At 44.3% G+C, this 12,329-nt stretch carries 13 protein-coding genes; 1 reads left to right on the top strand and 12 read right to left on the bottom strand.

Going from position 1 to position 12,329, the window contains the following annotated elements:
* Positions 1 to 85: 85 nt before the first annotated feature.
* A complete protein-coding gene (dnaB, locus tag HC965_RS07755; protein WP_191030960.1) occupies positions 86 to 1,654 on the bottom strand; it encodes a replicative DNA helicase in 1,569 nt (522 codons plus the stop codon).
* Between the two features lie 230 nt (positions 1,655 to 1,884).
* On the opposite strand from dnaB, the gene ispE reads away from it, so the two are divergent.
* Positions 1,885 to 2,724 (top strand): 4-(cytidine 5'-diphospho)-2-C-methyl-D-erythritol kinase, encoded by an 840-nt coding sequence (gene ispE / locus HC965_RS07750; protein ID WP_191030959.1) that lies wholly within the window; start codon positions 1,885 to 1,887, stop codon positions 2,722 to 2,724.
* On the opposite strand, the gene HC965_RS07745 is transcribed toward ispE, so the two are convergent.
* The 11 genes from HC965_RS07745 to HC965_RS07695 form a co-directional block, all read right to left on the bottom strand.
* The gene (locus tag HC965_RS07745) at positions 2,725 to 3,090 is read right to left on the bottom strand and encodes a type II toxin-antitoxin system HigA family antitoxin (protein ID WP_191030958.1); all 366 of its coding nucleotides are present in this window, start codon (positions 3,088 to 3,090) and stop codon (positions 2,725 to 2,727) included.
* A 2-nt stretch (positions 3,091 to 3,092) separates the two neighbouring features.
* Positions 3,093 to 3,386: a type II toxin-antitoxin system HigB family toxin gene (locus HC965_RS07740; protein WP_191030957.1), complete on the bottom strand. Its 294-nt coding sequence runs from the start codon at positions 3,384 to 3,386 to the stop codon at positions 3,093 to 3,095.
* Positions 3,387 to 3,715: 329 nt separating this feature from the next.
* Positions 3,716 to 4,750: a UDP-glucose 4-epimerase GalE gene (gene galE, locus HC965_RS07735; protein WP_191030956.1), complete on the bottom strand. Its 1,035-nt coding sequence runs from the start codon at positions 4,748 to 4,750 to the stop codon at positions 3,716 to 3,718.
* A 244-nt stretch (positions 4,751 to 4,994) separates the two neighbouring features.
* Positions 4,995 to 5,567: an electron transport complex subunit RsxA gene (rsxA, locus tag HC965_RS07730; protein ID WP_191030955.1), complete on the bottom strand. Its 573-nt coding sequence runs from the start codon at positions 5,565 to 5,567 to the stop codon at positions 4,995 to 4,997.
* A gap of 96 nt (positions 5,568 to 5,663) precedes the next feature.
* Complete coding sequence (gene rsxE / locus HC965_RS07725; RefSeq protein WP_191030954.1) at positions 5,664 to 6,251, bottom strand: electron transport complex subunit RsxE; 588 nt, start codon at positions 6,249 to 6,251, stop codon at positions 5,664 to 5,666.
* 14 nt (positions 6,252 to 6,265) lie between these two features.
* Positions 6,266 to 7,009 (bottom strand): RnfABCDGE type electron transport complex subunit G, encoded by a 744-nt coding sequence (locus tag HC965_RS07720; protein WP_191030953.1) that lies wholly within the window; start codon positions 7,007 to 7,009, stop codon positions 6,266 to 6,268.
* On the bottom strand, positions 7,006 to 7,998 hold the full coding sequence (locus HC965_RS07715; RefSeq protein ID WP_191030952.1) for an RnfABCDGE type electron transport complex subunit D: 993 nt from the start codon (positions 7,996 to 7,998) through the stop codon (positions 7,006 to 7,008). The genes HC965_RS07720 and HC965_RS07715 overlap by 4 nt, the downstream gene beginning before the upstream one ends.
* Positions 7,999 to 8,003: 5 nt before the next feature.
* Positions 8,004 to 9,341: an electron transport complex subunit RsxC gene (gene rsxC / locus HC965_RS07710; RefSeq protein WP_191030951.1), complete on the bottom strand. Its 1,338-nt coding sequence runs from the start codon at positions 9,339 to 9,341 to the stop codon at positions 8,004 to 8,006.
* Positions 9,342 to 9,365: 24 nt separating this feature from the next.
* Positions 9,366 to 10,319: a Fe-S cluster domain-containing protein gene (locus tag HC965_RS07705; protein WP_191030950.1), complete on the bottom strand. Its 954-nt coding sequence runs from the start codon at positions 10,317 to 10,319 to the stop codon at positions 9,366 to 9,368.
* A 7-nt stretch (positions 10,320 to 10,326) separates the two neighbouring features.
* On the bottom strand, positions 10,327 to 10,752 hold the full coding sequence (locus HC965_RS07700; RefSeq protein WP_191030949.1) for a SoxR reducing system RseC family protein: 426 nt from the start codon (positions 10,750 to 10,752) through the stop codon (positions 10,327 to 10,329).
* Between the two features lie 298 nt (positions 10,753 to 11,050).
* Positions 11,051 to 12,307: an FRG domain-containing protein gene (locus HC965_RS07695; RefSeq protein WP_191030948.1), complete on the bottom strand. Its 1,257-nt coding sequence runs from the start codon at positions 12,305 to 12,307 to the stop codon at positions 11,051 to 11,053.
* Positions 12,308 to 12,329: the final 22 nt, after the last annotated feature.

Below are 12,329 nucleotides of genomic sequence, written 5' to 3'. Positions count from 1 at the left end.
AAGTGAAAAATTACTAGGCAGAACAACAAACAATCTGAGAAAACATTGCGCAGCCCATTCTCAACTCTCAACTCTCAATTCTCAACTAAAATGGCAATGGCCCATCCCCTCCTATCGGTGCGGCAAACGGATTCTCCGCCTGCGGAGCAAAGTCAGGTGCCGGCGGCGGTGGAACGGAACCCGCTCCTCCTGTATTCATTTTAGAACCCAGCATAGCACCGGCAGGCTCGCCCGGCATCGGGATAACCATGTCGTCTTCCGGATTCGAGAACCGGGTAAACTCACCCTTGAATCGAAGCAGCACCTCGCCTACCGCACCATTACGGTGCTTGGCTATCACAATCTCCGCCATACCGCGCAAGTCATTTCCCCTGTCATCCTGGAATATCTTGTAATATTCCGGACGGTGAATAAAGCACACCATATCGGCATCCTGCTCGATGGCTCCCGATTCACGGAGGTCACTCAACTGCGGACGCTTACCGTCGATACCTTCACGGCTTTCCACACCACGATTCAACTGTGACAGTGCGATAATCGGAATACTCAATTCCTTCGCCAGTCCCTTCAGTGAACGTGAAATGGTACTTACCTCTTCCTGACGGCTACCGAACGCCATACCGCTTGCATTCATCAACTGAAGGTAGTCAATAATAATGATTCTCACCCCATGCTCGCGTACCAGACGGCGCGCTTTCGTACGAAGTTCAAAAACCGACAAGGACGGAGTATCATCCACATAGAGCGGCGCATCCAGCAAATCCTTCAACTTATAGTCCAACTGCTGCCATTCATAGTTTGCCAACTGTCCACTCTTAATCTTATCACTCGGAATCTCGCAGACATTCGTAATCAAACGGTTCACCAACTGAACGTTACTCATTTCAAGAGAGAACAACGCCACCGGATTACGATAATCGACAGCAATATTCTTCGCCATAGAAAGTACGAAAGCAGTCTTACCCATGGCAGGACGGGCAGCGATAACAATAAGGTCGGAATTTTGCCAACCGGCAGTCATCTTGTCCAGTTTCGTAAAGCCACTCTCAAGACCACTCAAACCGTCGGTTCGTGCCGCAGCTTTCTGAATCAGCTTATAAGCTTCGTCAATCACCGGATTGATCTGCGTATAATCCTTCTTCATATTCTGCTGCGAAATCTCGAAAAGCTTGCCTTCCGCTTCCTGCATCAAGTCGTCCACATCCAGTGTTTCGTCAAAAGCCTTACTCTGAATGTTACTTGTAAATGTAATCAACTCACGTGCCAACGCCTTCTGCGCAATGATGCGCGCATGGTATTCAATATGTGCCGAAGAAGCAACCTTACTACTCAACTGAGTAATATAGAACGGTCCTCCGACCTCTTCCAAATCTCCCCGTTTGCTAAGTTGCTCCTTCACAGTCAGAATATCCACCGGTTTCTGATTCACGGCAAGATCGGTAATAGCAGTATAAATCAACTGATGCCGGCGTTCATAAAAAGAATCGGGACGAAGTATTTCACTCACCAGTGAATAAGCATCCTTCTCAATCATTAAAGCTCCCAACACAGCTTCTTCCAACTCGGGTGCCTGTGGCTGGATACGACCATAGTCATTTACCGGTTGCACTTTAGTAGACTTTGTATTACGGGTATTTTTTCTCTGTTCGGCCATGAAGATATTTACTATTTTTCAATTTACTATTTACTATTTTACGACCGGACAGACTCCTTTATAACAGAGTTCTTCCAGTCGGGACGACAAAGATAGAATATAATCACGAAGAATGGATAAGGAAAAATGAAGATTTTAGTAACTTTGCTCCCGATTCACATTATCCAACTATGATTAATTGTAATGTGGAGCACTGTAAACAGTAAATTGTAAATCGTAAAACAGTAAATATGATCGCTTTCCCGAATATCAAAATAAACCTGGGACTCTCTATCACGGAGAAACGCCCGGACGGTTATCACAACTTGGAAACAGTTTTCTATCCGGTAGCCCTTGAGGATGCTCTCGAAATCCGTACTCTCACCGAAGCAAGCCTCCCCGAAGCAGAAAAGAAAATTACCCTCCACCAGTATGGAATGGAGATAGCCGGCAACCCGGAAGACAACCTGGTCGCAAAAGCCTATTCACTGCTGGACAAGGAATTTCACCTTCCTCCTGTCGAGATTCATCTATATAAGCATATCCCTTCAGGAGCCGGATTGGGTGGCGGCTCCTCAGATGCCGCCTTTATGCTGAAACTGCTCAACGGACATTTCCGCCTGAACTTATCCGAAGAACAACTGGAAATATACGCCGCCACCTTAGGAGCGGACTGCGCCTTCTTCATTAAGAACAAACCGATTTTTGCCGAAGGAATCGGCAATATCTTCTCGCCAATCGAACTTTCATTAAGCGGTTACCAAATAATGATTGTCAAACCCGATGTCTTTATTTCCACCCGGGAAGCCTTTTCTAATATCCGCCCTCACCACCCCGAATACCCGGTTAAAGAAGTAATTAAGCGTCCGGTTCACGAATGGAAAGAGGCATTAATCAACGACTTCGAAGCAAGCGTATTCCCGCAACACCCCGTCATCGGAGAAATCAAACAAGAACTCTATAATCAGGGAGCAATCTACGCATCCATGAGCGGTTCCGGCTCTTCCGTCTTCGGACTGTTCGCACCGAATGCCACGTTGCCGGAAATCACCTGGGAGCCCAATACTTTCTGTTTTAAAGGAAAGTTATAATTATACTCCCAATACTATATCAGCATCAATATTCAGTTTTCGGCTCATTTCGCGAGCTACTTTCAATGTCGGCTCACATCTTCCTGTGAGGTAGTCACTAATGCGAGAGGGGCTTACTCCAAGTAGTTCTGATAACTTAGCTTGGTTTATTCCCATCTCGTACATTCGCAATTTCATGACATCCACCAAGGATGGTGCCTTAATAGGATAGTGCTCATCTTCATACTCCTCTACAAGGTCTGACAATAAATCCAATTCTATAAGATTTCTATCTGTCAAAGGAGTATTGTCATTCACCAATGGAAGAAGTTCTTCTATTCTTTCCATCGCAACCTTATAAGCTGCTTCATTTTGAATCTTTGCCATAACTATACATTTTTAACATCTAACTTATCATAATCAGCATGAGTGCCAATAAAGCGAATCAATACTGTTTTTATAGTAAACTTAATAACAACCACTAACCGATAATTGTTACCTCTGATATTGAATACATAATGCTGATTGCCTACATTATCAACACTATTGAATGTTTTTTTCATATCAGCAAAACATGTCCATTCCGCCTTCTTTGTTTTCTGATACCAATCCTCAAGGGCTATTTCAGCGTTCGGATTATCTGTATAGTAATTTACTATTTGACTTTTGGCTATTATTCTCATGCGCTTTTGTTTATGCAAATGTAGCTATTTAATTTTGAAATACAAAACATTCTATTCTTTTTCAAAACAAAATGATCAATAACCTGAGATAAACGATATATAATTAAAAAACGGTACCACGACTCACGTCGTAGTACCGTCACAACACAAACACAAAATAAAACACGACAAAACTACTATGCAATCTACCTGTCTATACCGGAGAGGCATAAGTACTACTTACGTATATTCACATACTCATAAATAGCTTCAGGTTGATTAGCATCTATTAAACAAACCGCATGCACGGTTTGTTTAAACTTTTATGTTATTTAAAACATTTATCTCTTTTACTGAATGCCTCTCTCACGGAGTTTCAGTTGCCAGTTCCATGCAGAACGTAAAGTATCTTCCAAAGTTTCTACGGCTTTCCAACCCAGCTCATTATTAGCGAAATCAGGGTTTGCCCAAACCTTTTCGATATCACCTGCACGGCGTCCGACTATCTGGTAATTCAATTTCACACCGGTAGCTTTTTCAAAGCCATTGATTAATTCCAAAACGGAAACACCACGTCCCGTACCGATATTGAATACTTCTACTTTTTCTTTCTGTGTCTTTTCCAAGATACGGCGGATAGCGATTACGTGTGCTTTAGCCAAGTCAACAACGTTGATAAAGTCACGGATACAAGAGCCGTCAGGCGTATCATAATCATCACCAAACACACTAAGTTTCTCACGGATACCCATAGCAGTCTGAGTGAGATAAGGAATCAGGTTTTGAGGAACACCATTCGGCAGTTCACCCAGCAATGCGGTAGGATGCGCGCCAATCGGATTGAAATAACGCAGCATGATAGCATTGATCGGAGCTCCGGAAGCTACTGTATCACGAATAATCTCTTCATTAATTTGTTTGGTATTTCCATAAGGCGATTCCGCTTTCTTAATCGGGGCCTTTTCTGTCACCGGCAGCTCATCCGGCTGACCGTATACTGTACAAGAAGAAGAGAACACGATACCTTCCACTCCATGTTTAGGCATTAACTCGAGGAGGTTGATTAAAGAAACGAGATTGTTGCGATAATAAAGCAACGGTTTCTCTACTGATTCTCCTACTGCTTTGCTCGCTGCAAAGTGAATAATTGCCTTAATTCCTTTATATTTAGTAAACACAGCATCCAGACCTTCCAAATCGAGACAATCCAATTTCTCGAAAACCGGGCGAATGCCGGATACCTTCTCTATATTGTCAACAACGTCAGCACTTGAGTTTGATAAATTATCGATAATGATTACTTCATATCCACTGTTTTGTAGTTCTACTACGGTGTGCGAACCTATATATCCTGTTCCGCCCGTTACTAAAATTCTTTCTTTCATATTCTTTATAAATGGTTAGTTTCTCGGCTTTTTGTCGTTTGAGCTACAAATTTATGGAAATAAAATGGATTTGCAATAAATTGTCACGAAATTATTTATCAAAAGACCGTTTTGGTACGATTCGATGGTATTCGGGTATTAAAAAAACATCACTCAGGTACAAAAAAAGAATTGGAAACCCGCAGCCTGTATGTCGCCATACATCGGAGTTTCCAATTCCATATTTAATTATCAACTGTAAGTCTTACACCACACCTGAGAATCCCATGAATGCCATGGCAAGCAGACCGGCGGTAATCAGGGCAATCGGAGTGCCTTGCATCCCTTTCGGGACTTTCACCAGGCTCATCTGCTCACGCAGTCCGGCAAAGAGTACCAATGCCAGGCCGAAGCCCAAAGCCGTAGAGAATGCATACACAACACCTGTCAGCAGATCAAAGTCTTTCTGAATCACCAGGATAGCCACACCAAGAATACAACAGTTGGTCGTAATCAGCGGCAGGAACACACCCAATGCCTGATAAAGGGCCGGAGAGACTTTCTTCAGGATGATTTCCACCATCTGCACCAGTCCGGCAATGACCAGAATGAAAGTAATCGTCTGCAAGTATCCCAAACCGAAAACATCGAGGACAAACTTCTGAATCAGGAAGGTAACGATGGTAGCGATGGTCAGCACGAAAGCAACCGCAGCACTCATACCCATCGCAGTTTCCACTTTCTTGGATACGCCGAGGAACGGACAGATACCCAGGAACTGCGACAACACGATGTTGTTTACAAAGATTGCCGAAATAAAAATCAATATATATTCCATAGTTGTTAAATTGAAAATTGAGAATTAAAAATTAAAAAATCAGAGAATGTGAAAATGAAATTAAGAATATGGTTCATATCTATTATTTCTCAATTCTCAATTTTCAGTTCTCAATTTATTAATTATTGCAATGAGGTATCCCAAAGCGATGAAAGCGCCCGGAGCCAGTACAAATACCAACATTCCGTATTCTTCAGGCATGATTGTCAGGTCGAAAATCTTACCTGTTCCCAGGAATTCGCGGACAGCACCCAGCAAAGTCAGGGCGATGGTAAAACCAAGCCCCATACCGATACCGTCAAACATGGAAGCAATCGGATTATTTTTCGCAGCGAACGCTTCGGCACGTCCCAACACAATACAGTTTACTACAATCAACGGAATGAAAAGACCGAGCGTAGCATACAAATCCGGCACATAAGCCTGCATTATCATCTGAAGCAATGTCACGAAAGACGCAATCACCACAATAAATGAAGGAATACGCACCATATCCGGTATCAGATTCTTGATGGAAGAGATTACCACGTTCGAGCAAATCAACACGAACATCGTGGCAAGTCCCATACCCATACCATTGATAGCCGATGAAGTCGTACCCAATGTAGGACACATACCAAGCAGGAGCACAAAAATAGGATTTTCTTTGACAATCCCGTTCATCATTACTTTAAAGTTATTCATACCTGTCTCCTTTCTTAATTAGCACTGATAGAATCAGTAAGTTCAACTTTAATAGTAGCTCCCGTAGCCGCATCCGCATCCGCATTTTCACCGGCAGCCTTTTGAGAAGCACCGGTAACGCCGTTCACTTCCCCACCCTCTGCTTTGTATGCCTGATAAGCTGCATTCACAGCATTCAGGAATGCGCGTGAGCTGATAGTAGACGCTGTGATAGCATCTATCGAGCCACCGTCTTTGCTGACCGTCAACGGAGCTTCACCCGGATTCATGCCCAGAATAGATTTCGTACTTTCTTCATGCGTCACGCCCTGTTCGCCTTTCGTGGGATCATAAGCGCCGAACCATTTGTCAGCTTTCGAACCCAGTCCCGGAGTTTCCGTGTGAGCCAGCAGGGAGTAATTATAGATTTTACCTTCGGCATTGAAGCCTACCAGTACTTTCAGTTCTCCGCCGAATCCCATAGATTTGGCTTCAACAGCCGTACCTACCAATTCTTCACCGTTCTTTGCCGGATAAACAATAAAGTCCACGTTTTTCTTTCCGTCTTTCTCGCTGAAGATCGTATCGCTTTCCGCTACCGGATTATTGGTAAATTCAGGAAGAACCTTCTTCAGCGCCTCGTTCAGCGTCTTTGCGTTCGCTTCAGCGATAGGGCCTTTGGTCAGTTCGTTCACATAAGCCAGCAACGCTACGGAGACAGCAGTCACGCCCGTAAGCACCAGCAACATATTCTTTAAAGATGATTGTAACTTTTTCATTTCTTCTTCGCTACCTCCCCAAAGCGTTTAGGTTTACAATAGGTGTTAATCAGCGGAGTGAACGCATTCATAATCAGGATGGCGAATGACATACCTTCGGGATAGGCGCCGAACAGACGGATAATGACCGTCAGCAGACCGATACAAACACCATAAATCAACATTCCTTTCTTGCTCATCGGAGAAGTCACGTAGTCGGTTGCCATAAAGACAGCGCCCAGCATCAGACCGCCGGTGAGTAACTGCAATACCGGAGAAACATATTTCTCAGGATCTGCCAAGTGCATGATACCCGCAAATACGAATACAGTCACCAGGATAGAAACGGGAATATGCCACGTGATAATCTTCTTCCACAACATATAAACCAACCCGATCAGCAGTGCCAACGCACTGACTTCACCGATACATCCGCCGTTTTGTCCGATCAGCAGGTTCAAAGCGTCCGGAATCTGGCTCAATGCAGAAGTATCGCCATAAATAGCCTGTTTCATCAATGCCAGCGGAGTAGCTCCGGTGGTGGCGTCCGTGTAAGCGGTCAACTGACCGACTACCGGCCAACTTGTCATCTGCACCGGGAAAGAGAGCAACAGGAACACACGTCCTGCCAACGCAGGGTTGAAAGGGTTGCAACCCAGTCCGCCGAAAGACATCTTGCCTACACCGATAGCAAACAGTGCGCCGAGGATGATAATCCAGATGGGCAGATTGGAAGGTAAGTTAAATGCCAGCAACACACCTGTGATAACGGCAGAGCCATCGCAGATAGTCGTGGTCGGTTTCTTCATCAAATATTTTCCGATCGCCCATTCGAAGAACAAACAAGCCGCAACGGAAGTAGCTGTAACAATCAGAGCACCCAGGCCGAAGAAATAGAGAGACACCAGAAAAGCCGGAACCAGTGCGATCAGCACGCCGTACATATTCTTCTTCACGCTGTCTCCGCCATGAACGTGGGGTGATAGTGATACGATTAATTTATTTTCCATATTCGTTATTTTTTAGCTTGACGTGCGCGAATCATAGCTCCCACCTTGCCTTTGCCCAGACGACAGTAGTCGAGCAACGGACGATTGGCGGGACAAGTGAACTGGCAGGAGCCACACTCGATGCAATCCATGATTCTTTCTTTTTCCATTGATTCAAAATCCCCGTTTTCGGACAAAGCTCCGAGTAAGTACGGCTCCAGTCCCATCGGACAGGCGCTCACGCACTTCGCGCAACGGATACAGGTCTCTGCCTCGCCACGCTTGGCTTCCTTCTGATTCATAATCAGGATACCGGAACTGCCCTTCGCAGTGGGAACTTCGATATTCACCAGCGCCTTGCCCATCATCGGGCCGCCACCGATTACTTTTCCCGTATCTTCCGGCAGACCGCCGCAAGCGTCGATCAACTGTTTCATCGGCGTACCGATACGAGCCATGAAGTTGGAAGGTTTCGCAACCGATTTTCCCGTCACGGTAATCACACGTTCAAATAACGGTTTATTCTTCTGAACAGCCTGATATACAGCAAACGCTGTACCTACGTTCTGTACCACCGCTCCCGTAGAGATAGGCAGTGCGCCGCTGGCCACCTGGCGTTTGGTAATCGCGTCAATCAGTTGTTTTTCACCTCCTTGCGGATATTGCACCTTCAAAGGCACAACCTCGATTCCTGCATAACTGGAAGCTACCTTTGTCATCAACTCGATAGCATCGGGCTTATTATTTTCGATTCCGATAAATGCCTTGTTTACTTTCACGGCTTTCATCAGGATAGAGACACCTACCATGATTTCTTCCGCATGTTCCAGCATGAGCTGATGGTCGGCTGTCAGATAGGGTTCGCACTCTACCGCATTGATAATCACACATTCAGCCTTGAAAGAAGGAGGAGGACAAAGTTTCACCTGCGTAGGGAAACAAGCGCCGCCCAAACCGACGATTCCCGCATCGGCAATCTTCTTCACGATTTCTTCCGCCGGAAGTTCACATTCCTTCACCAGCGTCGTGCTGCGGTCGATTGTTTCTTCCCATTCGTCACCTTCCACATCAATGAATATGGCAGGTTTCGCATAACCGCTGGCATCGACTATCGTATCAATCTTCGCCACTTTGCCACTGACTGAAGAGTGAATTGCTGCCGAAACAAAGCCGGCAGGTTCGGCAATCTTAGTGCCCACCTTTATCACATCACCTTTCGCAACAATCGGTTTTGCAGGCGCACCGATGTGCTGCCCCAGCAAAATAACGGCCTTTGCAGGAACTTCCGCCGTGATAATAGGTTGATGTGCCGACAATTTATTTTCGTGTGGATGAACTCCACCAATTGAAAATGTCTTTAACATACAATTCTGTATTTTATTCTGTTATTATTCTGTTACATCTTTCTTTGCAGGTTCAGCCACCTTCGCAGCTTCTTCCACCACCTTTACAGCAGGAGCCGGAGCAACGGATTTCGGAGCGGCAGGTTTCGGAGCAGCCGCAGCGTCTTCCGCCTTCGGTTTGCGCGGCGGGAAATTCAGCTCGATGATCGTGTTCTGCGGACAAACTTCCACACACTTGCGGCAAGATTTACACTTGTTCGGATCAATGTAAGCCAAGTTGTTCTCCAGCGTGATAGCTTCGAACGGACAAGTCTTCACACACTTACCACAGCCGATGCAACTAACAGTACAAGCCTTGCGTGCCACAGCACCCTTGTCTTTATTCACACAAGAGATGTACACACGGCGTGACTTCTTACCCTGCGGGCGGATCTCGATGATCGCCTTCGGACAAGCCTTTACACAAGCGCCACAAGCCGTACATTTTGCTTCGTCCACTTCGGGAAGCCCTGTTTCGGGGTTCATGTGGATAGCGTCGAACTGGCAGACAGCCACACAGTCGCCACAACCCAGACAGCCGTAGCTGCAACCGGTTTCCCCACCATACAGTGAAGCGGCGATAGCGCAACTCTTCGCACCGTCGTACAGGTTGGTACGCGGACGGTTGGCGCATGTTCCGTTACATCTCACTACTGCTACCATCGGTTCAGCTTCGCCTGCTGCCAGTCCGAGAATATCAGCAATTTGTGCCATGACAGGTTGTCCGCCTACGGGGCAGAACTTGCCATCCAGTGATCCGGCTTTGACACAAGCGTCGGCAAATCCACTACAACCGGGGTAGCCACATCCACCACAATTAGCCTGGGGCAAAACTTCTCCTACCTGGGCAATCCGCGGGTCTTCATACACGGCAAATTTCTTGGAAGCAAGATATAGAATAGCGGCCAGCACGAGCGCTATCGCTCCCAATGAAATCACTGCAATCAGAATCAAATTCATAATGTTCTTAGTTATTTATTGGTTTTATAGTAAATGAAAATTTTTGTTTGAGTCGTGTTTTGTTAAGCCACAAAATAAAATAATAAGGAATAAGAATAGCCAGAGAAAGAAGTGCCGCATACAATTCATTCCCTATCAGAGCCACAAAAAGAAACAATGAAAAAATCAGAAGTACGAAAGGAATTATGAATGCCAATACCACTGCCATCATGCCCATCGACGTTTCGCCGACTACCATCACTCTCTCTCCCACCTGATAGGAAGAAGCCGCAGTATCGATTATATCTATGATTTTGTCCTTACTATCCGCCGAGGAACAGTGCCCCTTTGCGCTACAAGCCGCGCAAGCCGATGTCTGAACAATCCTCACCGACAGATGAGAATCCTGTATGTTTTCCACAATACCCAGATGCTTTATAGTATTATTCGTCATTTTGCAAACTCAACATTACAAATCGCGGCAAATTTAATCATTATTTGTGAACTACGAAGCATTCTCTCTTATTTTTTATACATAATAAAATGTTATTTTTTGTGTTTTCGTTATCGCACACGGAAAAGATATGGCTACTATTTGAAAGACTTATCATCTTATCTCATTCTTCTAGTCTCCTAATGCACAACAGCCATAACCAAATCAATAGTAACTTTTATCACTTCTTAATCTCACACATATGCACTCACAACATATACAATATGAATAAAATTCTTTCGAACAGGTAAACACTTTCCTATCTCAAACAATTAGCAAACCTTTTTAGTACAAATCCCTGATTGTAATCTATAGAATGTGAGACACCAGCTTCAAAAGCCCATTGATAGCGATAATCGTTAGGAAGAGACTTTAATGCAGCCATCATAGAGCCATCATCACCTGGAATGTACAACTTTGAGCAAAATTCATCCCAGAGTCCTTTTTTAACCGCATCATAATGTTTATCTAATTCATCTTGTGTAAAAGCTGGTATATAATCTTGAATTTCATATCCTAAATCTTCCAATTCATGAGTTAGCTCTTCTACTGAAGAATTAGGATTCATTATCTGATTAGCCAAAACAGTTCTATCAGACAGCACCATTCTATCACGATTGAAAGCCTTCCAATGATTCATCAAAATATCATCAGGGAAAAGGTCCACACCACCATGAAATTCATCAAATATACGTTTGGCAATTACAGAATCATGTTTAAATCGCACCATCTGCAATTTTGAGAGAAGATTAAAGTCTTGTCCTTTTTGTACATCATAGAGAAAGCCACACTGCCTGCCACTGCGTGGAAAGACCTGCAATCCTATCGTAGAAAGTGAATTCATTTTAAAATCACTTGCAATATCCAACGAATAATAATAGAGGACACCCGGTGCATGATTTTCATCCAGAATGGGACAATAGCTATCAGTTTTCCAATCATAACAAGTTGTTGCGAAGAATGACGCCACTTGTGGTTTGCTAGTCAAATCTAATAATGAAGTTCTATTATAATAATGTTGAGTCAAACCAAACAAATTCATTTCAAAGCGGAATAGCCGACCATTTAGCTCAACACCAAGATCCAGCAACTGCACCAAAGGATGTGATAACATCAGAAGCATCATTTCCTGACCGGTAGCCAACTCTCCGATGTATCGCTTTTGTTTCACGTTGCGAAATAAATTAGGACTGCACGGAGAATGAAATTCCGTTTCACCACGGAACAAATATTTTCTTTCACGAAGATTGGGCTTCAAAGCATATCTACCTGATGCCAACCGAGACATAATAAAACTATCTGATGGCGCACTGTTAAAATATCCGCTTAAAGGAAAATCTAAATTATCCACTGTTATCTGCCTTTTTGTCACATTTGACGTCTGAAAAGGTGGTCTTATCATAATTGGAGCAGTCTGCCTTTTTGTATCTGCCGCCAACGCTCTTTGTTCATTATCCAACACATAAGCCAATGCGTCATCTATATTTGGAAATATATATTCGTTTCCTGTCACCATAATACCTTAAAAAAATCTTCCA

The organism is Bacteroides sp. GM023, assembly GCF_014750685.1.
In the GTDB taxonomy this organism is placed as follows: Bacteria; Bacteroidota; Bacteroidia; order Bacteroidales; family Bacteroidaceae; genus Bacteroides.
Note: the sequence above shows the minus strand (reverse complement) of the source record. Positions and strands in the feature narration are given on the sequence as shown.